21 protein-coding genes are annotated in these 26075 nt (G+C 53.6%); 8 read left to right on the forward strand and 13 right to left on the reverse strand.

Annotated elements, in window-relative coordinates:
- Positions 1 to 148: 148 nt before the first annotated feature.
- Entirely contained in the window at positions 149 to 1078 is a 930-nt protein-coding gene (locus WC7_RS04680) for a tRNA modification radical SAM protein MnmL/YtqA (protein ID WP_049040958.1), read from the reverse strand.
- Between the two features lie 684 nt (positions 1079 to 1762).
- Between WC7_RS04680 and gltB the strand changes: the two genes are divergently transcribed.
- The 4 genes from gltB (at position 1763) to WC7_RS04660 (ending at position 10361) form a co-directional block, all read left to right on the forward strand.
- Positions 1763 to 6223, forward strand: a complete 4461-nt coding sequence (gene gltB / locus WC7_RS04675) for a glutamate synthase large subunit (protein WP_016154695.1) — start codon at positions 1763 to 1765, stop codon at positions 6221 to 6223.
- A gap of 12 nt (positions 6224 to 6235) precedes the next feature.
- Positions 6236 to 7654: a glutamate synthase small subunit gene (locus WC7_RS04670; RefSeq protein WP_016154696.1), complete on the forward strand. Its 1419-nt coding sequence runs from the start codon at positions 6236 to 6238 to the stop codon at positions 7652 to 7654.
- Between the two features lie 186 nt (positions 7655 to 7840).
- The gene (codB, locus tag WC7_RS04665; protein ID WP_016154697.1) at positions 7841 to 9091 is read left to right on the forward strand and encodes a cytosine permease; all 1251 of its coding nucleotides are present in this window, start codon (positions 7841 to 7843) and stop codon (positions 9089 to 9091) included.
- Positions 9081 to 10361: a cytosine deaminase gene (locus tag WC7_RS04660; RefSeq protein WP_016154698.1), complete on the forward strand. Its 1281-nt coding sequence runs from the start codon at positions 9081 to 9083 to the stop codon at positions 10359 to 10361. The genes codB and WC7_RS04660 overlap by 11 nt, the downstream gene beginning before the upstream one ends.
- A gap of 60 nt (positions 10362 to 10421) precedes the next feature.
- Here the strand turns inward: WC7_RS04660 and nanQ are convergent, their stop codons facing one another.
- The 6 genes from nanQ to nanR form a co-directional block, all read right to left on the reverse strand.
- The gene (gene nanQ, locus WC7_RS04655) at positions 10422 to 10889 is read right to left on the reverse strand and encodes an N-acetylneuraminate anomerase (protein WP_016154699.1); all 468 of its coding nucleotides are present in this window, start codon (positions 10887 to 10889) and stop codon (positions 10422 to 10424) included.
- Positions 10890 to 10891: 2 nt separating this feature from the next.
- Entirely contained in the window at positions 10892 to 11761 is an 870-nt protein-coding gene (gene nanK, locus WC7_RS04650; protein ID WP_016154700.1) for an N-acetylmannosamine kinase, read from the reverse strand.
- A complete protein-coding gene (locus WC7_RS04645; RefSeq protein ID WP_016154701.1) occupies positions 11758 to 12447 on the reverse strand; it encodes an N-acetylmannosamine-6-phosphate 2-epimerase in 690 nt (229 codons plus the stop codon). Before WC7_RS04645 ends, nanK begins: the two co-directional genes overlap by 4 nt.
- A gap of 47 nt (positions 12448 to 12494) precedes the next feature.
- Positions 12495 to 13985, reverse strand: a complete 1491-nt coding sequence (nanT, locus tag WC7_RS04640) for a sialic acid transporter NanT (RefSeq protein WP_016154702.1) — start codon at positions 13983 to 13985, stop codon at positions 12495 to 12497.
- 116 nt (positions 13986 to 14101) lie between these two features.
- Positions 14102 to 14995 (reverse strand): N-acetylneuraminate lyase, encoded by an 894-nt coding sequence (gene nanA, locus WC7_RS04635; protein ID WP_016154703.1) that lies wholly within the window; start codon positions 14993 to 14995, stop codon positions 14102 to 14104.
- A 134-nt stretch (positions 14996 to 15129) separates the two neighbouring features.
- Positions 15130 to 15921 (reverse strand): transcriptional regulator NanR, encoded by a 792-nt coding sequence (gene nanR / locus WC7_RS04630; RefSeq protein ID WP_016154704.1) that lies wholly within the window; start codon positions 15919 to 15921, stop codon positions 15130 to 15132.
- A 359-nt stretch (positions 15922 to 16280) separates the two neighbouring features.
- Here nanR and dcuC point away from each other — a divergent pair, with 359 nt between their 5' ends.
- Positions 16281 to 17648: an anaerobic C4-dicarboxylate transporter DcuC gene (gene dcuC / locus WC7_RS04625; protein WP_016154705.1), complete on the forward strand. Its 1368-nt coding sequence runs from the start codon at positions 16281 to 16283 to the stop codon at positions 17646 to 17648.
- 43 nt (positions 17649 to 17691) lie between these two features.
- On the opposite strand, the gene sspB is transcribed toward dcuC, so the two are convergent.
- From sspB to zapE, 5 genes are all read right to left on the reverse strand, one after another.
- Positions 17692 to 18195, reverse strand: a complete 504-nt coding sequence (gene sspB, locus WC7_RS04620; RefSeq protein ID WP_016154706.1) for a ClpXP protease specificity-enhancing factor — start codon at positions 18193 to 18195, stop codon at positions 17692 to 17694.
- Positions 18196 to 18200: 5 nt separating this feature from the next.
- Positions 18201 to 18839: a stringent starvation protein SspA gene (sspA, locus tag WC7_RS04615; RefSeq protein WP_003025132.1), complete on the reverse strand. Its 639-nt coding sequence runs from the start codon at positions 18837 to 18839 to the stop codon at positions 18201 to 18203.
- 316 nt (positions 18840 to 19155) lie between these two features.
- Positions 19156 to 19548 carry a 30S ribosomal protein S9 gene (rpsI, locus tag WC7_RS04610; RefSeq protein ID WP_003025138.1) on the reverse strand — a complete coding sequence of 131 codons (393 nt, stop codon included), beginning with the start codon at positions 19546 to 19548 and terminating at the stop codon, positions 19156 to 19158.
- A gap of 15 nt (positions 19549 to 19563) precedes the next feature.
- Positions 19564 to 19992, reverse strand: a complete 429-nt coding sequence (rplM, locus tag WC7_RS04605; RefSeq protein ID WP_003025141.1) for a 50S ribosomal protein L13 — start codon at positions 19990 to 19992, stop codon at positions 19564 to 19566.
- 218 nt (positions 19993 to 20210) lie between these two features.
- Positions 20211 to 21338 carry a cell division protein ZapE gene (gene zapE, locus WC7_RS04600; RefSeq protein ID WP_016154707.1) on the reverse strand — a complete coding sequence of 376 codons (1128 nt, stop codon included), beginning with the start codon at positions 21336 to 21338 and terminating at the stop codon, positions 20211 to 20213.
- A 192-nt stretch (positions 21339 to 21530) separates the two neighbouring features.
- Here zapE and zapG point away from each other — a divergent pair, with 192 nt between their 5' ends.
- From zapG to degS, 3 genes are all read left to right on the forward strand, one after another.
- On the forward strand, positions 21531 to 21929 hold the full coding sequence (zapG, locus tag WC7_RS04595; protein ID WP_003025147.1) for a Z-ring associated protein ZapG: 399 nt from the start codon (positions 21531 to 21533) through the stop codon (positions 21927 to 21929).
- A gap of 168 nt (positions 21930 to 22097) precedes the next feature.
- A complete protein-coding gene (degQ, locus tag WC7_RS04590; RefSeq protein ID WP_016154708.1) occupies positions 22098 to 23465 on the forward strand; it encodes a serine endoprotease DegQ in 1368 nt (455 codons plus the stop codon).
- Between the two features lie 89 nt (positions 23466 to 23554).
- A complete protein-coding gene (degS, locus tag WC7_RS04585; protein ID WP_003025154.1) occupies positions 23555 to 24622 on the forward strand; it encodes an outer membrane-stress sensor serine endopeptidase DegS in 1068 nt (355 codons plus the stop codon).
- A 120-nt stretch (positions 24623 to 24742) separates the two neighbouring features.
- On the opposite strand, the gene mdh is transcribed toward degS, so the two are convergent.
- The gene (gene mdh / locus WC7_RS04580) at positions 24743 to 25678 is read right to left on the reverse strand and encodes a malate dehydrogenase (RefSeq protein ID WP_008785953.1); all 936 of its coding nucleotides are present in this window, start codon (positions 25676 to 25678) and stop codon (positions 24743 to 24745) included.
- Positions 25679 to 26075: the final 397 nt, after the last annotated feature.

Genomic DNA, 26075 nt, shown 5'->3' on the forward strand with positions numbered 1-26075 from the left:
ACTTGGCACAATAATACTCAATTCTCAGCGTGACGTTGAAGATTGTGCAAGAAATGCGGAGGTTATCGGTGAAATGGCCGAGGAGAGATTCAACGTGGGCCTGATAAGCGTAGCGTCATCAGGCAAGCAGGCGCAGATTGCCTGATGGTTAGCTCCCCGGCTGAATCCACGGAGTGCCAAGCGCAGAGCCTTGAACACCATGAGCATTGAGATAGCGATCCAGTTCGACCATCCCGGTCCAGCGGTTTTCACACCATAGCGGAGCCAACAGCATTGGGCGACGCGCGCTGGCAGAGATTCGATGATAAATCACCTCTGGCGGCGTATGGCGGATCATCTCCCCGGCGGTAACCGTGTAGTCGTCCAGTTCAATTCCGTTCAGCCGTCCGGCTTCCCAGGCCTTTGCCATCGTACTGCCTTTCACAATATGCAGCGGATGCAGCTTAATACCGTCAACGCCCGTCTCCACCACTCGTTCCATGGTTTGCAGACAGTCTGCCTGTCCTTCGCCCGGCAGGCCAACAATCAGGTGTGAGCACACTTTCAGCCCGCGCTCGCGCGCCAGCCGCGTAGTGTTCTGATAGCAGGCAAAATCATGGCCGCGGTTAATCCGGTGCAGAGTTTTGTCATGCGCGGTTTGCAGACCGAGCTCCAGCCATACCTCATAGCCGAGGTCTTTATACTCACAAAGCAGATCGAGTACCGCATCCGGCACGCAGTCGGGGCGCGTCCCAACGCATAACCCAACGATGTTGGCCTGGCTGACCGCCTGTTGATACATCGAACGCAGCACCTGTACTTCCGCGAAGGTGCTGGTATAAGCCTGGAAATAGGCCAGATAGCGTCTGGCGCGATTGACCAACTGCGCCTGATGCTCAAGCTGCTCGGCAATTGAATGGTGCTGCTGTGCTTCATCGGCAAACGAGGCGACATTACAGAAAGTACATCCGCCGCGTCCGATGGTGCCATCACGGTTTGGACAGCTAAAGCCGCCGTGCAGCGTGAGTTTATGAACCTTTTGCCCATAACGGCGAGAAAGATCCCCACCAAACATATTGACTAATTTCTGTAACTGCATAATCTGGTAGACCGCGCCTTGAAAAGAGGCCAAAGCCTGCCATTTTTTGCCCCAGTCGGCGATGACCTGGATCAATCGCCCTGGCGAGCCTTTATTTATTGCATAACAAATCAAAATAATCGAAATTTCATTCACTCAAAATATAATTACTTTTCCTTATATCCAGCTGTTTTTTTTATCTTCTTATACTCTCAGCGTAAAAACAGTATCTTTAAGACGCCAAAACTCTAAAAACCAGCATAAAATGCCAAGTATATCGATAAACAAAGGGAGGACGAGAGATATCCGGCCTCTCTTACAGTGAGACAGATCACACTTCCCAGGGCATCCTCCTCAGGTTATATCAATGTGTAAAACCCTTTTATTTCAATATTTTCATAAAGTTAATTGCCCAATAGCACATTTTTGCATAAATAAGATTGCCATTTGACCTGTGTGTGGATTCCCGATAACTTGGAAATCCGCTGGAAGCTTTCTGGATGAGCAGTCTGCTCATCATATTTATGCAGTAATTGAGATTCCCTCTGAAGCAAGTCCTCAAACTTGTTTGACCTGTGCGAAAAGGATAAAGAGGGCGAATGCGAGGTAAGCGTATGACACGCAAACCCCGTCGCCATGCTCTTGGTGTGCCCGTGCGCAACGGTCCAGATGGGAATCCCGCAGAGCCTGGGGAGGTTCACTGATATGTTGTACGATAAATCCCTTGAGAGGGATAACTGTGGTTTCGGCCTGATCGCCCACATAGAAGGCGAACCTAGCCACAAGGTAGTGCGTACCGCCATACACGCACTGGCCCGCATGCAGCACCGTGGCGCAATTCTTGCCGATGGAAAAACCGGCGATGGTTGCGGCCTGCTGTTACAAAAACCTGACCGCTTTTTTCGCATCGTAGCGCAAGAGCGCGGCTGGCGTTTAGCCAAAAACTACGCCGTCGGCATGATCTTTTTAAATGAAGACGCTGAGCTGGCAGCGGCTTCTCGTCGCATTGTAGAAGAAGAATTACAGCAGGAGACCCTGTCGATTGTCGGCTGGCGCGACGTGCCGACTAACGAAGGTGTTCTCGGTGAAATTGCGCTCTCCTCCCTGCCTCGTATCGAGCAAATTTTTGTTAATGCCCCTGCGGGCTGGCGTCCGCGTGATATGGAGCGTCGCCTGTTCATCGCGCGCCGTCGTATCGAAAAACGCCTCCAGGAAGATAAAGACTTCTACGTCTGTAGCTTGTCGAACCTGGTCAATATCTATAAAGGTCTGTGTATGCCGGCGGATCTGCCGCGCTTTTACCTGGACCTGGCGGACCTGCGTCTGGAATCGGCCATCTGCCTGTTCCACCAGCGCTTCTCCACCAACACCGTACCACGCTGGCCGCTGGCGCAACCGTTTCGCTACCTGGCGCACAATGGTGAAATCAACACCATCACCGGCAACCGCCAGTGGGCGCGCGCTCGTACCTATAAATTCCAGACGCCGCTGATCCCTGATCTGCACGACGCCGCACCGTTCGTTAACGAAACCGGCTCCGACTCCAGCTCGATGGATAACATGCTGGAACTGCTGCTGGCGGGCGGGATGGATATCATCCGCGCCATGCGTTTACTGGTGCCGCCGGCCTGGCAGAACAACCCGGATATGGATCCGGAGCTGCGCGCGTTCTTCGACTTTAACTCCATGCACATGGAGCCGTGGGATGGTCCGGCGGGTATCGTTATGTCCGACGGTCGCTTTGCCGCCTGTAACCTTGACCGCAACGGCCTGCGTCCGGCGCGCTACGTCATCACCAAAGACAAGCTGATTACCTGCGCTTCTGAAGTCGGGATCTGGGATTATCAGCCGGATGAAGTGGTTGAGAAAGGTCGCGTCGGCCCTGGGGAGTTGATGGTTATCGATACCCGTAGCGGGCGCATTCTGCATTCGGCTGAAACCGATGACGATCTGAAAAGCCGCCACCCCTACAAAGAGTGGATGGAGAAGAACGTCCGCCGTCTGGTGCCTTTCGAAGACCTAGCTGACGATCAGGTCGGCAGCCGTGAACTGGACGATGACACCCTCGCCAGCTACCAGAAACAGTTTAACTACAGCGCTGAAGAGCTGGATTCCGTTATCCGCGTGCTCGGTGAAAATGGTCAGGAAGCGGTCGGTTCAATGGGTGATGATACCCCGTTTGCCGTGCTCTCCAGCCAGCCGCGCATCATTTATGACTACTTCCGCCAGCAGTTTGCCCAGGTCACCAACCCGCCGATCGACCCGCTGCGTGAAGCGCACGTCATGTCGCTGGCCACCAGCATCGGTCGTGAGATGAACGTCTTCTGCGAAGCCGAAGGTCAGGCGCACCGTCTGAGCTTTAAGTCGCCGATCCTGCTGTACTCCGATTTCACCCAGCTCACCACCATGAAAGAGGAGCATTATCGCGCTGACCGACTGGATATCACCTTCGACGTGACTGAAACCACGCTCGAAGAGACCGTCAAAGCATTGTGCGATAAGGCTGAACAGATGGTGCGTAACGGCACGGTGCTGCTGGTGCTCTCTGACCGTAATATCGCAAAAAACCGCTTGCCGGTTCCGGCACCGATGGCCGTTGGCGCAGTACAAACACGTCTGGTAGAACAAAGCCTGCGTTGCGATGCCAACATCATCGTTGAAACCGCCAGCGCCCGTGACCCGCACCATTTTGCCGTTCTGCTCGGTTTTGGCGCGACGGCCATTTATCCGTATCTGGCGTATGAAACGCTGGGACGTCTGATCGACACTCAAGCGATTGCCAAAGATTACCGGACAGTGATGCTGAACTACCGTAACGGCATCAACAAGGGTCTGTACAAAATCATGTCCAAAATGGGCATCTCGACCATCGCCTCTTACCGCTGCTCGAAGCTGTTTGAAGCCGTTGGTCTGCACGATGATGTTGTGGCTTTATGCTTCCAGGGCGTGGTCAGTCGCATCAGCGGCGCGGGTTTTACCGACTTCCAGCAGGATCTGCTGAACCTCTCCAAACATGCCTGGCTGGCGCGTAAGCCTATCAGCCAGGGCGGTTTACTGAAGTACGTTCACGGCGGCGAATACCACGCCTACAACCCGGATGTGGTGCGCACGCTGCAACAGGCAGTACAAAGCGGCGAGTACAGCGACTATCAGGAATATGCAAAGCTGGTCAATGAGCGTCCGGCGGCCACGCTGCGCGATCTGCTGGCGATTACACCTGGCGATGAAGCCGTAAGCATTAGCGAAGTAGAACCCGCAACCGAACTGTTTAAACGCTTTGATACCGCAGCGATGTCTATCGGGGCATTAAGTCCGGAAGCACACGAGGCGCTGGCCGAAGCCATGAACAGCATCGGCGGTAACTCGAACTCCGGTGAAGGCGGCGAAGATCCGGCACGCTACGGCACTAACAAGGTGTCGCGCATTAAGCAGGTGGCTTCCGGTCGCTTTGGCGTAACCCCAGCGTACCTGGTCAATGCTGATGTCATTCAGATTAAAGTCGCTCAAGGCGCGAAGCCGGGCGAAGGCGGTCAGTTACCGGGTGATAAAGTCACCCCGTACATCGCCAAACTGCGTTATTCGGTGCCGGGCGTGACGCTGATCTCCCCACCGCCGCACCACGATATCTACTCTATCGAGGACTTAGCGCAGCTGATTTTCGACCTGAAACAGGTCAACCCGAAAGCGATGATCTCGGTGAAACTGGTTTCCGAACCAGGCGTCGGCACTATTGCGACCGGCGTGGCGAAAGCCTATGCGGATCTGATTACCATTGCCGGCTACGATGGCGGTACCGGTGCAAGTCCGCTCTCCTCAGTGAAATATGCGGGCTGCCCGTGGGAGCTGGGGCTGGTGGAAACCCAGCAGGCGCTGGTGGCTAACGGTCTGCGTCACAAGATCCGTCTGCAGGTCGATGGCGGTCTGAAAACCGGCGTCGATATCATTAAAGCGGCAATTTTGGGTGCAGAAAGCTTCGGTTTCGGCACCGGCCCCATGGTTGCGCTGGGCTGTAAATATCTGCGTATTTGCCATCTGAACAACTGCGCAACCGGCGTGGCAACTCAGGATGACAAACTGCGTAAGAACCACTATCACGGCCTGCCGTTCAAAGTGACTAACTACTTTGAATTTATCGCCCGCGAAACCCGCGAGCTGATGGCGCAACTGGGCGTGAAACGTCTGGTGGATCTGATTGGTCGTACCGACCTGCTCAAAGAGCTGGAAGGGTTTACCGCCAAGCAGCAGAAGCTGGAGCTGTCTCGTCTGCTGGAAACCGCTGAACCGCATCCAGGTAAAGCGCTGCATTGCACTGAAAACAATCCGCCGTTTGATAACGGCGTGCTGAACGCCCAGCTGTTACAGCAGGCGAAACCGTTTGTCGACGAGCGCCAGAGCAAAACCTTCTGGTTCGATATCCGCAACACCGACCGTTCCGTCGGCGCATCGCTGTCGGGCTATATCGCTCAGACGCATGGCGATCAGGGGCTGGCATCTGACCCGATTAAAGCGCACTTCAGCGGTACCGCAGGCCAGAGCTTCGGCGTGTGGAACGCGGGCGGCGTGGAGCTGTATCTGACCGGCGATGCCAACGACTATGTCGGTAAAGGCATGGCGGGCGGCCTGCTGGCAGTGCGTCCTCCGGTTGGCTCTGCTTTCCGTAGCCATGAGGCGAGCATCATTGGTAACACCTGCCTGTATGGTGCTACCGGTGGCCGCCTGTTTGCTGCGGGTCGTGCGGGTGAGCGTTTTGCGGTGCGTAACTCCGGCGCTATTACCGTGGTTGAAGGTATTGGCGACAACGGCTGTGAATATATGACCGGCGGCATCGTGTGTATTCTCGGCAAAACCGGCGTCAACTTCGGTGCGGGCATGACCGGCGGATTCGCCTACGTGCTCGACGAAGACGGTGAATTCCGCAAACGCGTGAACCCGGAACTGGTAGAAGTACTGAGCGTGGACTCGCTGGCTATTCATGAGGAACACCTGCGCGGTCTGATTACCGAGCACGTACAACATACCGGTTCTTCACACGGCGAAGAGATCCTGGCGAACTGGCCAGCATTCTCGGCGAAATTCGCGCTGGTAAAACCGAAATCCAGTGATGTGAAAGCACTGTTGGGTCACCGTAGTCGTAGCGCAGCAGAGCTGCGTGTGCAGGCGCAGTAAGGGGTAGCAGCAATGAGTCAGAACGTATACCAATTTATCGACCTGCAGCGCGTTGATCCACCGAAGAAACCGCTGAAGATCCGTAAGATCGAATTTATCGAGATCTACGAGCCGTTTTCCGAAGGCCAGGCCAAAGCACAGGCAGATCGCTGTCTTTCCTGCGGCAACCCGTACTGCGAGTGGAAGTGCCCGGTACATAACTACATCCCGAACTGGCTTAAGCTGGCGAATGAGGGACGTATTTTTGAAGCGGCAGAACTGTCGCACCAGACTAACACTCTGCCGGAAGTGTGTGGTCGAGTGTGCCCGCAGGATCGTCTTTGTGAAGGATCCTGCACGCTAAACGATGAGTTCGGTGCGGTGACTATCGGCAACATCGAGCGCTATATCAACGATAAAGCGTTCGAGATGGGCTGGCGTCCGGATATGACTGGCGTTCGCCAGACGGACAAGCGCGTGGCGATCATCGGTGCAGGTCCGGCGGGCCTGGCCTGTGCTGATGTGCTGACCCGCAACGGCGTGAAGGCGGTGGTATTTGACCGCCACCCGGAAATCGGCGGTCTGCTGACCTTCGGGATCCCGGCATTCAAGCTGGAGAAAGAGGTCATGACCCGTCGCCGTGAAATCTTCACTGGTATGGGTATTGAGTTCAAACTAAACGTGGAAGTGGGCCGCGACGTGCAGCTCAACGATCTGCTGAAGGATTACGATGCCGTGTTCCTTGGCGTAGGTACCTATCAGTCGATGCGCGGTGGGCTGGAAAACGAAGACGCTTCCGGCGTATTTGATGCCCTGCCGTTCCTGATCGCCAATACCAAACAGTTGATGGGATTTGGCGAAAGCAGTGACGAGCCGTACATCAGCATGGAAGGCAAACGCGTCGTTGTTCTCGGCGGTGGCGATACCGCGATGGACTGCGTGCGGACCTCAGTTCGCCAGAACGCGGCACACGTGATCTGCGCCTATCGCCGCGACGAAGAGAACATGCCGGGTTCCAAACGCGAGGTGAAAAACGCGCGTGAAGAAGGCGTCGAGTTCCAGTTCAACGTCCAGCCTTTAGGCGTGGAAGTGAATGCCAACGGTAAAGTGTGCGGCGTGAAAATGGCGCGCACCGAAATGGGCGAACCGGATGCGAAGGGGCGTCGCCGCGCGGAGATCGTCGCCGGTTCCGAGCACGTTGTTCCAGCTGATGCGGTGGTACTGGCGTTTGGCTTCCGCCCGCACAGTATGGAGTGGCTGAAAGAGCACAGCGTCGAGCTGGATTCTCAGGGCCGTATTATTGCTCCGGAACGCAGCGATAACGCCTTCCAGACCAGCAACCCAAAAATCTTCGCTGGTGGTGACATCGTGCGCGGTTCAGATCTTGTAGTCACCGCGATTGCCGAAGGTCGTAAAGCGGCAGACGGTATCCTGAACTACCTGGAAGTGTAAGTAAGCATCTTCTGGCATCTCATCTTCAAACGCTGATGAGATGCCAGATTCCTCGCAATACCCCCTGCCCCCTCCCCTCTATCAACACCGTGAAAGAGAACTAAAAAAACATACGGAAACGTTTGCTTTATTCTGAGAACTGTATACTATGCGGCGGATTTTTTGGGCAAAATTCATGGAGGCGTTGTGTCGCAGGACAACAATTATAGCCAGGGCCCCGTCCCTCTGGCGGCGCGGAAGGGCGTGATTCCACTAACGTTTGTCATGTTGGGACTCACATTTTTTTCCGCCAGTATGTGGACCGGTGGCACACTCGGTACCGGTCTTTCCTATAATGATTTCTTCCTTGCAGTTCTCTTCGGTAATCTTCTCCTCGGTATTTACACTGCATTTCTCGGTTTTATCGGCGCAAAAACAGGGCTCTCAACCCACCTTCTGGCACGTTACTCATTTGGTTTGAAAGGTTCATGGCTTCCCTCACTGCTCTTAGGCGGTACACAGGTAGGCTGGTTTGGCGTTGGTGTGGCCATGTTTGCTATCCCGGTTGGCAAAGCGACGGGGATTGACGTCAATGTTCTGATTGCGGTTTCCGGTCTGTTGATGACCCTGACTATCTTTTTTGGCATCTCGGCGCTGACCGTTTTATCTATCATCGCCGTACCTGCCATCGTCGTTCTTGGCAGCTACTCCGTCTGGCTGGCGGTGAGCGATGTCGGCGGTTTAGACCATTTAAAAGCGATAGTGCCGCAGACACCGCTGAATTTCTCCACCGCACTGGCGCTGGTGGTCGGCTCATTTATCAGCGCAGGCACGTTAACCGCCGACTTTGTCCGCTTTGGCCGCAACGCCAAAGGTGCGGTACTGATTGCTATGGTGGCATTTTTCCTTGGCAACTCGTTGATGTTTATCTTCGGCGCTGCGGGTGCCGCCGCTGTTGGACAGGCGGACATCTCTGACGTGATGATTGCTCAGGGCCTGCTGCTGCCCGCGATTGTGGTGCTCGGCCTGAATATCTGGACCACCAACGACAATGCGCTCTACGCTTCAGGTTTGGGATTTGCCAATATTACCGGCCTTTCCAGCCGTTCGTTGTCGGTGGCTAACGGTATTATCGGCACACTGTGCGCACTGTGGCTTTACAATAACTTTGTCGGTTGGCTGACATTTTTGTCGGCAGCGATTCCTCCAATTGGTGGAGTGATTATCGCCGACTATCTGCTGAACCATCGCCGATATGCCGACTTCAGCAAAGCACAATTTATTTCCGTAAACTGGATAGCTATCCTGTCCGTTGCACTGGGCATTGCCGCCGGTCACTATATTCCCGGTATTGTACCCGTCAACGCCGTACTCGGCGGCGTATTCAGCTATATCCTGCTGAACCCACTTTTCAATCGCAGCCTTGCTAAATCACCAGAGGTCAGCCATGCAGAATAATAACATCACCATTCGTCAGGCGCGTTTACAGGGACGCGAAGGATTGTGGCAGCTCACGGTTGAAAACGGACGCTTCAGCCGAATTGAGGCTCAGGACGCCGCTACGTTGCCACAGGGTGAAGTGCTTGATGCCGAAGGTGGCCTGGCAATCCCACCGTTCGTAGAGCCACATATCCACCTGGATACCACGCAAACCGCGGGGGAGCCGAGCTGGAACCAGTCTGGGACGTTATTTGAAGGCATTGAGCGCTGGGCCGAACGTAAGGCAATGCTCACTCACGATGACGTCAAAGCGCGCGCCATGCAGACTCTTAAGTGGCAGATGGCCAACGGCATCCAGTATGTCCGCACTCACGTTGACGTTTCCGACCCAACGCTGACGGCGCTGAAAGCCATGCTGGAGGTGAAGCAAGAAGTCGCTCCGTGGGTAGAGCTACAGATTGTCGCGTTCCCGCAAGAGGGCATTCTTTCTTATCCCAACGGTGAAGCGTTATTAGAGGAAGCCGTGTGTTTGGGTGCCGACGTCATTGGTGCGATCCCCCACTTTGAATTTACGCGTGAATATGGCGTGGAGTCGTTGCACAAAATTTTCGCCCTCGCGCAAAAATACGACAGACTTATCGACGTGCACTGTGACGAAATTGACGATGAGCAATCACGCTTTGTTGAAACCGTCGCGGCGCTGGCCCATCGCGACAATATGGGCGAGCGCGTGACCGCCAGCCATACTACGGCAATGCACTCCTATAACGGCGCGTATGCTTCCCGTCTTTTCCGCCTGTTGAAAATGTCCGGCATTAACTTTGTCGCGAATCCTCTGGTGAATATTCACCTGCAAGGGCGCTTTGACACGTATCCTAAACGCCGCGGCGTCACACGCGTCAAAGAGATGCTGGAGGCAGAGATCAACGTCTGCTTCGGCCATGATGACGTCTTCGATCCGTGGTATCCGCTGGGCACCGCGAATATGCTGCAAGTACTGCATATGGGGTTACATGTGTGCCAGCTAATGGGATACGGACAAATTAACGATGGCCTGAATCTGATCACCACCCACAGCGCGAAAACCCTGCACCTGCAGGACTACGGTCTGAGCGTGGGGAAATCCGCGAACCTGGTGATTTTACCGGCAGAGAATGGGTTTGACGCGGTTCGTCGCCAGACGCCTGCACGTTATTCCATTCGTCACGGGCGAATCATTGCCGAGACTGTGCCGAGCCAAACGACGCTGCATCTGACGCAGCCGGAAGCGGTGACGTTTAAGCGCTAGGTTGTAATATCCGGTGTCGGATGGCGCAAGCCTTGCCATCCGACACCGTCACTCTCATCGTCAGGTGTGTAATAAACTGGCGCGCACCTTGATCACCACCTTTTTGATGTCCATCGGAGCCTGTACCACGCAGCCCGGCTTATGCGGCTCGCCCGGCATAAAAATCACAAATCTTCCCGGCTTCAGTACCATCGCCTGCTCATCGGCAATCTGACTACACAGCTGATAATCATCCTCAACGTGCATCTCTTCGCACTGACGAGCAGAATCAGTCATCCCGAACAGAATGCGTTCTTCACCGGATAACAGCACCTGAATATCAATGTATTCCCTGTGCAGTTCCGCTTTCTTTTGCTCTGGGCTCTGCGTTGCAAATTGCATAACATTCATAAAAATATTATCGCCCTGCAACTCGTAGCGCCCTGGCGTTTTCTCCTGCGGATTCGCCGCAACAGCCAGCGTTAACGCCTGCTGCAAAACCGGATGTAATCCGGCAGAAGGCAATGAACGCAACTCATCTGACATCATAATCAATCTCCCTGGGCCAACAGCGCGGCCCCCAGTAATCCAGCGTCATGACGGTAATGCGCCGCCCGTAATTCTACGTGGTAAGCCGAAGGCTCTTGTGCCAGATAGTTCTCCACCAGCGACAGATACCCTTCTGCCAGCCCCACGCTGCCGCCAATCACCACAATCTGGCAATCGATCGTGGCCTTCACATCGGCGACAAGCCTTGCCAAAGTACGTGCCGAACGATGGATCAACCGACTGGCCTGCTCATCACCCTGCCCGGCGCGGCTAAAAATGGTTTTGGCGTCGCATCCAGCAAGCGCGCCTTCGGCAGCCGCCGCGATCCCCCGACCGGAAGCGATCGCCTCGACACAACCCACACGCCCGCAACCGCACACCGGCCCATGCGGATCAGCCAGCGTATGTCCCAGATGCCCGGCCAGACCGCCAATCCCGGTCATCAGCTTCCCATCACTTACCACCCCGCCGCCTACGCCGGTGGAGACGGTGATAAACACCATATCGCGGTACTCGCCGCCAAGCGCATGATACTCAGCCCACGCCGCGGCCTGCGCGTCATTGACTGCCAGCGTCGGCAAAGCGGTGAGATCTTTTAGCGTTTGCACCAGAGGAAAATGCAGCAGCCCGCCGAGGTTGTGCGGGTTCAGCGCCAGTAGAGAACCGTCGCGAATAATCCCCGTTGAGGCGATCGCCACCCGCGTTGCCTGCACCTGTAGCGGTGCAACCAGTGCTTGTAACGCGGCACGCAGAGCATCCGGTGTTTTGCTGGCGGGCGTCGGCAATTCATGACGCTCTTGAATTTGCAGGCTGCTGTCTACCAGTGCGACAGCCAGTTTGGTGCCGCCAATATCAATCGACAGCGTGGTCATAGCACCGCCTTTTTAAGCGCTGTGTTGTACCACAGGCAAATGTGCTCCAGCCGGGTAATGGCTGAGCCGACTGTCACCGCCCAAGCGCCATGACGCATCGCCTCAGCGGCCTGCGCTGGCGTGTTGTAACGTCCTTCAGCAATCACCCGACAACCCGCGTCACTTAAAGACTTCACCAGAGCCAGATCCGGCTCTTCGGGCGTTTCTGGCGTGGTATAACCAGAAAGGGTAGTGCCAATGATTTCGGCACCGAGTTTCTGGCAGGCCATGCCATCCGCCATGGACGAACAGTCAGCCATCGCAAGGCGTTGGTGATGGTGAATACGCGCCAGTAAGGTTTCTACAGGTACCGGACGTACGCGATCGGTACCGTCGATGGCGATGATGTCAGCGCCTGCCTGCGCTAACGCATCAACATCCTCCAGATATGCGGTGATGCGGACCGGAGAGTCATCAAGGTCACGTTTGAGAATGCCGATAATCGGCACCGAAACTACCGTCCTGGTCGCTTTCAGGTTTTCCACCCCTTCAATGCGTAACGCCACCGCGCCAGCCTGTTCTGCGGCCAGCGCCATCGCCGCAACAATTTCCGGTTTATCTAACGGGCTGTCAGGAACAGGCTGGCAGGAGACAATCAGCCCGCCGTTCGCGGCAATCTTGATATCCAGTTGTTCAAGTAACGACATGCTTATTCCCTTATGACTATTGCCCGGCGCAGGACCGGGCAAACGGATTAACTTTTGGATTTCACCATGGTGCTTTTGTCGCCGCCGAACGGCACGGCCCCGCTAAACGGTTTGCCATCAATGGCATCATGCGTACGCAATGCTTCAGGCCGCAGCCAGCGCTGTACGCGAGACGGCATATCGAGACCAATCAGCAGGATCACCACAAATGTCAGGCCGAAAGAGAGCGATCCCAACGCGGTGCCCAGATCCAGTCGTTGGGCAATCAGCGCACCGATGATCGGTGCCAGCGCCCCGCCCAGTGCACCCACGTTGTAGGTGAAGCCCAGACCCGCCGCACGCTGGTCGGTATCGAAATAGCCGCCAATTAGTTTTGGTAAGATCCCGGAGATCCCCTGACCGAGCATTTGCTGGAAAAACAGCAGTAAACCCAGTACCCAGACATTTGAGCCGCCAATCGCGAACACTGGAATAATCAGCAACTGCGAAGCCAGCAGACTGCAGACATAGGCCTTACGCGTGCCCAGCCAGTCGCCAAGAAAACCACCGACGCAACAACCGACCGCCGCGCCAAAGCCGCTAAAGAAGAGCACCCTGGCGACAGTGGAAGGGTCATACAGCAATTCGGTTTTCAGATAGGTTGGCAGCAGCGCCTGAATCGGCCATGAGTAAAGGAAGGCAAACAGCACAACCACCATCAGCATGACGCCCGTCGGCCAGCGTTTCCCGCTGCTTTGCACCATAAAACTAATGAAGATAAACGCGCATATCAGGCCAAGGACCGCCACGATAGCCGCATTTTGCAGGTTGCCTGCAAAGCAGAACCACAGCGCGGTTGCGGCGGCGAGAGTCATCACAATATTGATAACCCGATGTTCGCCCCGGTAGAGAATGTCCACCATCGTGCGTACCGGCGCTTTGCCTTCGTGTTTCTCTTTCCAGTCTTCCGCTTCCGGAATATTTTTACGCAGCCAGAGGGCGAAGATAATCGGCAAAATGCCGATGAAGAACAGCGCGCGCCATCCCCAGACCGGGACCACCAGGCTGTAGACCTGCGCGGCGATCACTGCGCCTACAGAGAAGCCGGAAATCAGGAAGCCGCTGGCTTTGTTTCGCAGGTGCCTGGGCCAGCTTTCAATAACATAAGTTGCGCTGGAGCCGTACTCACCAGCCATCCCCATACCGATAACCAGGCGGGCGATAAACATGGTGGTGTAGCCCGGCGCGAAGCCGCAGGCCAGCGTCCCCACAGAGAACAGAATGATACTGGTGACCATCGCCAGGCGGCGTCCATAACGGTCGCCCATCGCGCCCAGCATTAACCCGCCAAACCAGCGGGAGATAAAAGCGGCCGAGATCAGACTGGCCGCCTGCACCGTCGTCAGTCCGAATTCGCCTTGTACTTCCGTCAGCACAAGGGCGATTAATACAAAATCAAAACCATCAAGCAAATATCCCAGCCAGGCGGCAGAAAATGCCCGCCATTGTGCCCGATTGAGATGGCGATACCACGGGATGCTCTGGGTAGAAGTACTCATTTTACTCTCCCGACGATCTTTATTTTCGTTGTGGTGCCGGATGGCGGATTTGCCTTATCCGGCCTACGAGTCTTGTTTTTGCAGGCCGGATAAGTATTGTGCTATCCGGCGTCCGATCAGTCGCGTTCCAGCATTAATTGCTGGGCCAGCGCTTTCAGTTCCGGCAGATATTGTTCATCTACCGGGGCAAATGGTTTACGGCACAGCGGAACAGAAACCACGTCCATATAGTGCAATACCGTCTTCAGGCCGCGGAACACGCCAACCTTAATGAGCAGATCGATAACCTTATTGCACTCGGTTTGCAGCTTTTGCGCCGTCCGGATGTCGCCTTCTTTGAGCGCTTTCACAATTCCCTGATAACGCCATCCCATAATGTTGTAAGTGCTACCGATACCGCCATCTGCGCCCGCCAGCAGACCAGAAGCGAAGATCTCGTCATAACCGTTATAAAGCACCAGATCGGGGTGAGCGCGGCGGATCTGTTCCATCTGATAGAGATCGCCTGAGGTTTGCTTCAGCGCGCCAACGCCCGGCAACGTCACCAGCGTGTTGATCTGATCCAGCGTCAGTTTTACGCCGCTCAGCGCCGGGATGTTATAGACCACCATCGGCAAGCCATCAGCGGAATCAATAATTGCGCGATAGTGATCGCAGTGCTCTTCAAAGCTGAACGGATAGTAAAACGGTGTGACGGCTGAAACCGCATCAAAGCCGTAGCGATGCGCGGCACTCGCCAGCTGTTGGCTCTCTTCGGTACTCACTGTGCCAACGTGAGCGATCAGCGTCACCTTGCCTTTCGCTTCTTCGGCAACAATTTCCAGTACCTGCTCTCTCTCAGCGCGGTTTTGGACAAATGCCTCACCCGTAGACCCACCGACATAGAGCCCGTCGATCCCTTGCCCAATGTTGAAACGCACCAGGCGGCGCAGGCTCTCAATGTCCAGTCGCTGTTGGCTATCGAATGGGGTTAACAACGCTGGCATTACGCCTTTTAAATCTCTTGCCATAGCTACCTCTGATGATGATTAGTGTTGTCTGACTGCATACCTTTATACCTGTTATACCAGATCAAATAAGCAGCAATACAATACAGAACGCTTATAGTGCGATCTGCCTCACTAAACGATCGTCAGGATCGCGATTACTTACGCAATTTTTTACTTTTGCTGAAGGCGTGCCAGGTAGCGGAAACGCTGTTGAGATGTTCTTGCAGTGCGCGGTCAGCTTCCTCAGGGTCGCGCTGACGAATCGCGTCCACAATAGCGATATGCTGCTGATAACTCACGTTATTGTGCTCATACAACTCTTGGTCGGCCACGGTCGGACGGGCGGCAATCAGCCAGTCTAACAGCGCAACATGGATAGCCATAAAGATGGGATTGCCCGGGATCTCCGCCAGTATGCGGTGAAAATCAACGTCCGAGCGAATGAACAGCGTATTGTCATCGAGCGACTGGCTGTTGATCTCCAGTGCTTTCGCCAGTCTGTCGATTTGCTCATCCGTCGCATGTTCTGCGGCGTATCGTACCAGGCTGGATTCAAAGAACAGTCGCAGCTGTTCGAAGTGGGCAATGCCGCCGGGATGCGCGAGGAAATCTTTCGCCATACCGGACAGCTCGCTGATAATGGTATCAGCTGAAGGACGCGAAACGCGGGCGCGCTCGCCATTGTTGATTTGCACCAGACCTTTGCGTTTTAACGCTGCCAGCGCTTCTCGTACAGAAGGACGGCCCACGTTAAAGAAGGCCATCAGCTCCCGCTCAGACGGCAACTGTTCGCCCTCGCCAAATTCCCGACGACGAATCATCTGCTCCAGTTCTTCTTCAACCATTTCAGACAGCTTTTTACGCGCCAGCGGGCGGTTGCGTAAGCTACGGCCAATGGTGGATGGAGAGTCTTCAGCTTGCGAATCAAATGCGTTCATAGGGCCCATTCAGCTAAGTCGTGGTGACAAATAACAGCGGGTTTATCCTAACACAGGATCGAAAGCAGGGTGAAATGATGGTCAATCAGACTGTCGGGCTTATTGGCGGTCTAACCCATCCGGATATTTTGTTACGCTAAAACATTCAGCTTATCTTTAATTGAAAACAATCATATTCGCTTCGTGAAATTTATGAACATGAACGTGATAAATTATCATAACCATCTATTTTATAAAGATAAATAATTTAAACATCGAATTAAAAATAAGATATTCACTCCATAAAAATCGCCCGAAAAAATATAACATCCGTTTGGACAACAGCGTTATTACCGGATTTATCTTCTTCTCTGGCATGGAGTGAAACAATGTTCGGCATCATTATCTCTGTCATCGTTTTATTAACGATGGGTTACCTGATCCTCAAAAACTACAAACCGCAGGTAGTGCTGGCAGCCGCGGGGATCTTCCTGATGATCTGCGGCGTCTGGCTAGGCTACGGCGCGCTGGTCGCTAACGACAAGAGCAGCGGCTATCTACTGGTCGATATTTACAACGAAATTCTGCGTATGCTTTCCAATCGGGCGGCCGGACTAGGGTTATCAATCATGGCGGTAGGTGGTTATGCCCGTTATATGGACAGGATGGGGGCCAGCAGAGCGATGGTTAGCCTGTTAAGCCGCCCGCTTAAGCTAATCCGCTCACCCTATGTTGTTCTTGCCGCCACCTATGTGATTGGTCAGATCATGGCGCAGTTCATCACCAGCGCTTCCGGGTTAGGCATGCTGCTGATGGTGACGCTGTTCCCGACGCTGGTCAGTCTTGGCGTGAGCCGTTTATCCGCGGTGGCGGTCATTGCCACTTCAATGTCAATTGAATGGGGCATTCTGGAAACCAACTCTATTTTTGCCGCGCAGGTGGCGGGCATGAAAATCGCTACCTACTTCTTTCACTATCAGTTACCCGTCGCATCGTGCGTTATCGTCGCCGTCGCTATTGCACATTTTTTCGTTCAGCGGCAGTTTGATAAAAAAGCATTCCCGGAAAGCAACGGATTCGCTGAACAAAAGACGCTGGAAAACGTGCCACCTCTCTATTACGCCATTCTACCCGTCATGCCGCTGCTTCTGATGTTGGGCTCGCTTGCCCTGGCACATATGGGGTTAATGAAAACAGAGCTGAATCTGGTGGTGGTCATGCTGATGAGCATGACGCTGACGATGTTTGTCGAGTTCCTGCATAAACATAATCTGCGCGAAACGATGGATGATGTGCAGGCCTTCTTTGACGGCATGGGAACCCAGTTTGCCAACGTTGTCACGCTGGTGGTCGCCGGTGAGATCTTTGCGAAAGGGTTGACGACTATCGGGACTGTCGACGCCGTAATAAAAGGTGCAGAGCATTCCGGCCTTGGCGGTATCGGCGTGATGATCATCATGGCCGTGGTCATTGCCGCCTGTGCGATTGTCATGGGGTCAGGTAACGCGCCGTTTATGTCTTTTGCCAGCCTGATTCCAGATATTGCCGCCGGACTACATATTCCTGCGGTAGTGATGATTATGCCGATGCATTTTGCTACTACGCTGGCCCGGGCGGTATCCCCCATTACAGCGGTCATTGTGGTGACATCAGGTATTGCGGGCGTATCGCCCTTTGAAGTGGTAAAACGTACGGCCATCCCGATGGCAGTGGGATTTGTGGTCAATATGATAGTCACCATCACGCTGTTTTACTGATCCCGAAGGCAGAAAACAGAACAGGCCCCAAAGGGCCTGTTTTTTATTTCACTACGCGTAGCGCTGGACGCCCACCGCGAGGCGGCGGCGGAGTGTCATCCGGATCGTTGTCGTCGCCATTGTCAGGCTTATCGCCATCAATGACCGACATGACCGTTTCACTCTCAAAACCAGGTGCGTCGTTGTCGTCATCATTTAAGCTGGCGACATCTTCGTCGTAGGCGGCTTCCGGCTCAAACATAGTACCGGCGCCATTTTCACGAGCATAAATTGCCAGAACTGCCGCCAGCGGTACAGAAACCTGACGCGGCACACCACCGAAGCGCGCGTTAAAGCGCACTTCATCGTTAGCCAGTTCCAGGTTACCCACCGCACGCGGTGCGATATTCAGAACAATTTGCCCATCACGCGCATATTCCATAGGAACCTGCACGTCCTGAAGCGTCACATCCACCACCAGGTGCGGCGTAAGCTGGTTGTCTAACAACCACTCATAGAATGCGCGCAGCAGATACGGACGGCGTGGTGTTAGCTGTGGCAAATCCATACAGGTTAACCCCGGCCCAGACGCATTTCACGTTCAGGCTCAGTCAGAGAAGCCAGGAAAGAATCACGTTCAAAGACGCGAGTCATGTACCCTTTCAGTTCTTTCGAACCTGCACCGTTGAATTCAATGCCCAGTTGCGGTAAACGCCACAGCAGCGGCGCCAGGTAGCAGTCTACCAGGCTGAACTCGTCGCTCAGGAAGTAAGGTTTCTGGCCAAATACTGGTGCAATTGCCAGCAGTTCTTCGCGCAGACGCTTACGCGCGACTTCGGCTTCAGAAGCAGAACCGTTCACGATGACGTTCATCAGCGTGTACCAGTCTTTTTCAATACGCTGCATGTACAGGCGGCTTTCACCACGCGCAACCGGGTAAACCGGCATCAGCGGCGGATGCGGGAAGCGCTCATCCAGGTATTCCATAATGATGCGAGATTCCCACAGGGTCAGCTCACGATCCACCAGTGTCGGTACGCTCTGATTCGGGTTGAGGTCGATCAGATCCTGCGGTGGATTGTCCTTCTCCACATGCTCAATCTCGAAACTAACACCTTTCTCAGCCAGCACAATGCGGACCTGATGGCTATAGATGTCAGTAGGACCAGAAAACAGCGTCATTACCGAACGTTTGTTGGCAGCGACAGCCATGAAAACCTCCAGGTATATTCAGAATTTTTACTGCTACCAGCCACTAAGTGGCCAGCCAGAAGTGATGTCACCCATATTCGGGAAAGCCATTACTGTTCAAAATACAAACAAAAAATGAACGATACCGGACATTTGGGCAGAAAATTGGATGATAGTTTACCAGATTTTGTGACCTTTGTGGTGAGTCGATTCTTGAAATGGGGAAAAAGAGGTGGCAATCAGCGGATTACCGTGGTTATACGGAGAGCAGTAACGATAAAAAAACCCGCCGAAGCGGGTTTTTTCGCAAATTGTTGTCTGCCGAAGCAGAGTACAATTAACGTTTGGAGAACTGAGGACGACGACGTGCTTTACGCAGACCGACTTTCTTACGTTCAACCTGACGAGCATCACGGGTAACGAAGCCAGCTTTACGCAGTTCGCCACGCAGGGATTCGTCGTACTCCATCAGAGCGCGGGTGATACCGTGACGGATCGCACCAGCCTGACCAGAGATACCACCACCTTTAACAGTGATGTACAGATCCAGTTTCTCAACCATGTCGACCAGTTCCAGCGGCTGACGAACTACCATGCGGGCAGTTTCACGACCGAAGTACTGTTCCAGAGAACGTTGGTTGATTACGATTTTACCACTGCCCGGTTTGATGAAAACGCGAGCTGCGGAACTTTTGCGGCGACCAGTGCCGTAGTATTGATTTTCAGCCATTGCCTATAATCCCGATTAGATGTCAAGAACTTGCGGTTGCTGTGCCGCGTGGTTGTGCTCGTTGCCAGCGTAAACTTTCAGTTTACGGAACATAGCACGACCCAGCGGGCCTTTTGGCAGCATGCCTTTAACCGCGATTTCAAGCACACGCTCAGGACGGCGAGCAATCATCTCTTCAAAGGTCGCTTGTTTGATACCGCCGATGTGACCGGTGTGGTGATAGTACACTTTGTCAGTACGCTTGTTGCCAGTTACAGCAACTTTGTCAGCGTTCAGAACGATGATGTAATCACCGGTATCTACGTGCGGAGTATATTCCGCTTTGTGCTTACCGCGCAGGCGCAGAGCCAGTTCGGAAGCCAGACGGCCCAGAGTTTTACCGGTCGCGTCAACAACATACCAGTCGCGTTTTACGGTTTCTGGTTTAGCTGTAAAAGTTTTCATTAAAAGCTTACCCAAATAAATAAGTTACACGTTGGTGAACACCCAAACGTTTTGTCAGTTGAGGTTCACACGACATTGTCCAGCAAACCTACCCCTTCGAATAGCCTATGCCGGCGCATAGAAAGTTTTGGGAAAAAAACTCTCTCGTAACGTGGGGTCGCAAGATTATAGAGAAGTCAGGGTCAAAGATCGACCCCTTTATGTGATTTGCAGCAGGTTTAACCGGCTAAATGTTCCCGCTTCAGATACTCTTCGCTTTGCATCTCCTGCAAACGCGACAAACAACGCTGAAATTCAAACTTCAGACGCTCGCCCTGATAAATTTCATAAAGTGGTGAGGCCGCACTGACCACCAGCTTAACGTGGCGTTCGTAGAACTCATCCACCAGTGCGATAAAACGCCGCGCTTCGCTCTCCATCAGCGTCGTCATGACCGGCACATCAGACAACAGCACCGTATGAAAAAGACGCGATAGCGCAATGTAGTCATGCTGACTACGCGCATCGACACAGAGCGTGGTGAACGACACCGCCAGCGTTTGGTTTTCGACGGCCAGCGTCTGCATCGGACGATGATTGATCTCCAGCGTCGGCGCATGTTCACTTTTCGTTCCCGCTAATGCCAGCCAGAGCTTGTCCATCTGCTGGCGGGTTTCCTCATTCAGTGGTGACAACCACAAATGCGCCTGCGTTAAGGTGCGCAGACGATAATCGACGCCAGCATCGACATTCATGATGTCACAATGCTGTTTGATGGCATCAATGGCAGGAAGAAAACGCGTGCGTTGCAAACCGTTGCGATACAGCTCATCAGGCGGAATATTGGAGGTTGCCACCAGCGTAATACCACGGGCAAACAGCGCCTTCATCAGGCCGCCGAGCAGCATGGCGTCGGTGATGTCAGAAACAAAAAATTCGTCAAAGCACAGCACGTCAGTTTCAGCCTTAAAGCGGTCGGCAATGATTTCCAGCGGATCGCTCTGCCCCTGAAGGGCCGTAAGCTCTTCATGGACGCGCAGCATAAAACGGTGAAAGTGCAAACGCTGTTTACGCCCGCCCGGCAGGCTATGGAAGAACAGATCCATCAGCCACGTTTTTCCGCGCCCGACTCCGCCCCACATATACAGACCACGCACTGGCGCGTTGGTCGGTAACTCACGCTTTCCCAGCAATTTGCCAAAACGCGCCATCAGTCCGCTCTCCTGCGGCGCAGGACGTGCTGGCGTCGAAAGCGCCTGGAAAATTGTTTCCAGTCGATTCACTGCTTCTTGTTGTACGTTGTCGGGCTGATGACTGCCGTCTTTGAGGGCTTGCTGGTAACGCGATGTCGGGGAAAGGCTTTGCATGATGTTATTGTTATTCCTTGAGAATCGATGTGCCGTCGCTCACGGTTGACGAAAAAAAGGCCGTTCTACATTACGTGATATAAACACGGGATTCCACTTCTACGGGATTAGCGGTTATAGTGGCATAATCAGGCGCAGGCATGGAGCCTAAAGCCAACACCCTACGGAAACACAAGACAACGGGAGATGTTCATGACCTGGGAATATGCGCTAATTGGGTTAGTCGTCGGTATCATTATTGGTGCTGTAGCCATGCGTTTTGGTAATCGTAAATTACGCCAACAGCAGGCATTGCAGTACGAACTGGAAAAAAATAAAGCTGAGCTGGAAGAGTACCGCGAAGAGCTGGTGAGCCACTTTGCCCGCAGCGCTGAACTGCTGGATAACATGGCGGACGATTATCGTCAGATCTACCAGCATATGGCGAAAAGCTCCAGCAACCTGCTGCCGGGTATGTCACCGGAAAATAATCCGTTCCGTAATCGTCTGGCAGAGTCCGAAGCGGGTAACGATCAGGCGCCGGTTCAGATGCCGCGTGACTATTCTGAAGGCGCATCTGGCCTGCTGCGTAGTGGCGCAAAGCGCGACTAACTGCACATCATTAAGAAATTTATTGGGCGCAGCAATTGCGCCCTCCGCTTCTCTTCCTGTCCCAGCTATTATTTAGTCGTTAGCCTCATTGTGACCAAACCGAAAATTCAATAACATCAAACTGTTTTGAATCATCTTCCGTTTACTCAAGGTACGAGAGCAGGATCCATGAAAAAACACACCCAGCTGTTGAGTGCATTAGCGTTAAGTGTCGGGTTAACTCTCTCGGCGCCATTCCCAGCCGCAGCGTCGATTCCCGGCCAGGTTCCCGGTCAGGCTGCGCTCCCCAGCCTAGCCCCGATGTTGGAGAAAGTGTTACCTGCCGTGGTGAGCGTAAGGGTCGAAGGCACCGCCGCTCAGGGGCAGAAAGTCCCGGAAGAGTTCAAAAAGTTTTTTGGTGATGAACTTCCCGATCAACCTGCACAACCTTTTGAAGGGCTGGGTTCCGGGGTCATCATTGATGCCGCCAAAGGCTACGTCCTGACCAATAATCACGTCATCAATCAGGCGCAAAAAATCAGCGTTCAGCTTAACGATGGCCGTGAGTTCGACGCTAAGCTTATCGGCAGCGACGACCAGAGCGATATCGCTCTGCTGCAAATTCAACACCCCAGCAACCTGACGCAAATTGCCATTGCCGACTCCGACAAACTCCGCGTCGGTGATTTCGCGGTGGCCGTGGGTAACCCGTTTGGTTTGGGGCAAACGGCCACCTCCGGCATCGTATCGGCTTTGGGTCGCAGCGGGTTGAACCTGGAAGGTCTGGAAAACTTTATTCAGACCGACGCCTCCATCAACCGGGGTAACTCCGGCGGCGCGTTGCTAAACCTCAATGGTGAGCTGATTGGCATTAACACCGCGATTCTGGCCCCCGGCGGCGGTAGCATCGGTATTGGTTTTGCGATCCCGAGCAATATGGCACGCACGCTGGCGCAGCAACTGATGCAGTTTGGTGAAATCAAACGTGGTCTGCTGGGAATTAAAGGCACCGAAATGACCGCCGATATAGCCAAAGCGTTCAAACTGGACGTGCAGCGCGGCGCGTTTGTCAGCGAGGTTCTGCCTAACTCTGGCTCCGCAAAAGCAGGTGTGAAGTCTGGTGACGTCATTACCAGCCTCAACGGCAAACCGCTCAACAGCTTCGCCGAACTGCGTTCACGCATAGCGACAACCGAACCAGGGACCAAAGTCAAACTGGGCCTGCTGCGTAACGGTAAACCGCTGGAGGTTGAAGTAACCCTGGATACCAGTACATCATCGTCCGCCAGCGCGGAGATGATTGCTCCTGCGTTGCAAGGGGCTACGCTCAGTGACGGTCAGCTTAAAGACGGCACCAAAGGCATCAAAATTGATAACGTTGAAAAAAGCAGCCCAGCCGCGCAGGCCGGTCTGCATAAAGATGACGTTATCATTGGCGTTAACCGCGATCGTGTAAATTCGATCGCCGAAATGCGTAAAGTGCTGGAAACGAAACCGTCGATCATTGCTCTGCAGGTAGTGCGCGGTAACGAGAGTATTTACCTGCTCCTGCGTTAACGCATGCAACCGGACATCAGCCCCCCGTGTGATGTCCGGTAAACTCGTGATATGCTGCTGCCGTTCCCTTTATTAATGACGCCGCCATCATGTTTGTGAAGCTTTTACGTTCGGTCGCGATTGGTTTAATCGTCGGCGCTATTCTGCTGGCCGCGATGCCCTCTCTGCGAAAAATAAATACGCTTACCGCGCCACAGTTCGACAGTGCAGATGAAACGCCTGCCAGCTATAACCCGGCGGTTCGCCGTGCAGCGCCTGCCGTCGTTAACGTCTATAACCGTAGTATGAACAGCACAGCACATAACCAGCTTGAGATCCGCACACTCGGCTCAGGCGTTATCATGGATCAGCGCGGCTATATCATTACCAATAAGCACGTCATTAATGATGCCGACCAAATCATCGTCGCGTTGCAGGATGGGCGTGTATTCGAAGCGCTGCTTGTGGGTTCTGATACGTTAACCGATCTTGCGGTGCTGAAAATCAACGCGACTGGCGGACTGCCGACAATTCCAATTAATAACAAACGCGTGCCGCACATCGGCGATGTCGTCCTCGCTATTGGTAACCCGTACAACCTTGGGCAAACCATCACTCAGGGGATTATCAGTGCCACCGGTCGTATTGGCCTGAACCCGACTGGACGGCAAAACTTCCTGCAAACGGATGCCTCCATCAACCACGGCAACTCCGGCGGCGCGTTGGTCAACTCGCTGGGCGAGTTAATGGGTATTAACACGCTGTCATTTGATAAGAGCAACGATGGCGAAACCCCGGAAGGGATCGGTTTTGCTATTCCGTTTCAGTTGGCAACCAAAATCATGGATAAGCTGATTCGTGACGGGCGCGTGATTCGTGGCTACATCGGCATCAGCGGTCGCGAAATTGCGCCACTGCACGCCCAGGGCGGCGGGATGGATCAAATTCAGGGGATTGTGGTTAACGAAGTGGCTCCAGACGGTCCGGCTGCGCAGGCAGGAATTCAGGTTAACGATCTGATTATTTCGGTCAATAACAAACCGGCGGTATCTGCGCTGGAGACCATGGACCAGGTGGCAGAGATTCGCCCTGGTTCGGTTATCTCTGTTGTCGTGATGCGTGATGACAAGCAGTTGACGCTGCAGGTAACGATTCAGGAATACCCGGCTACAAACTAAATCACAAACGAAATGATGTAAAAAAACCGGAGATAGCTCCGGTTTTTTTATGCGTCAAATTCGCGATATTTATAGGACGGATAAAGTGCTAAACACCGCCATCCGGCCTACATAAAGGCGTTATTTAACGAACTCTTCACCCAGGGTGATATCTTTCTTCAGCGTATCCAGCATACCTTCCAGCGAGCTCTGCTCAAATGCGCTCAGCTTGCCGATAGACTGGCGTTCTTCTACGCCGTTTTTACCCAACAGCAGCGGCTGAGAGAAGAAGCGAGCATACTGGCCGTCGCCTTCAACGTAAGCACATTCAACCACGCCTTTTTCGCCGCTCAGTGCGCGAACCAGCGACAGGCCGAAACGTGCTGCAGCCTGACCCATAGACAGGGTTGCAGATCCGCCACCGGCTTTAGCTTCCACAACTTCAGTACCCGCATTCTGGATACGTTTGGTCAGGTCAGCCGCTTCTTGCTCAGTGAAGCTCACGCCAGGGATTTGTGACAGCAGCGGGAGAATGGTCACGCCAGAGTGGCCGCCAATAACCGGGACTTCAACGTCACCAGGCTGCTTGCCTTTCAGTTCCGCAACAAAGGTGTTGGAGCGGATGATGTCCAGCGTAGTCACGCCAAACAGTTTGTTCTTATCGTATACGCCTGCTTTTTTCAGCACTTCTGCAGCGATAGCAACGGTCGTGTTCACCGGGTTGGTGATAATACCGATACATGCTTTCGGGCAGGTTTTAGCAACCTGCTGCACCAAGTTCTTCACGATACCGGCGTTAACGTTGAACAGGTCGGAACGATCCATACCCGGTTTACGTGCGACACCCGCAGAGATCAGTACCACATCAGCACCTTCCAGTGCAGGGGTAGCGTCTTCGCCGCTGAAGCCTTTGATTTTCACAGCAGTAGGGATATGGCTCAAATCAACGGCCACGCCAGGCGTTACTGGAGCGATGTCGTACAGGGAGAGTTCTGAACCTGAAGGCAGTTGGGTTTTTAACAGTAATGCTAGCGCCTGACCGATACCACCAGCAGCGCCGAGGACTGCAACTTTCATCCTAAACTCCTTATTATATTGATAAGCAAAGTGTCTATTGCTCCGCGGCGGCGACCTTAATTCACAAATCCAACGAATACAACAACCACGCGTCAAGAATGCGTAGTCACGCAAATTTGGCTTTTATGCATTTAACTTACGTAAAATAAAACCTAAGTTACGTAATTCAAAACCACCCGCACAGTAGAGCAACTTTCCAACAGGTGCTGACAATATACCCTACCCACCTCTCAAAACAACATCAATTTGATAACATTTAATTTACTTTTAACCTTATTTGCGAGCCGTGACACAGGCATGTTTCTTGATAACGAAATTTGATAAAATTCCGCTCTTTCATAACATTATTTCAGCCTTGAACAAGGCAGACTGTTTGCATAAAAATTCATCTGTATGC

It is taken from the genome of Citrobacter sp. KTE151 (assembly GCF_000398845.1).
Taxonomy (GTDB): Bacteria; Pseudomonadota; Gammaproteobacteria; order Enterobacterales; family Enterobacteriaceae; genus Citrobacter; species Citrobacter braakii.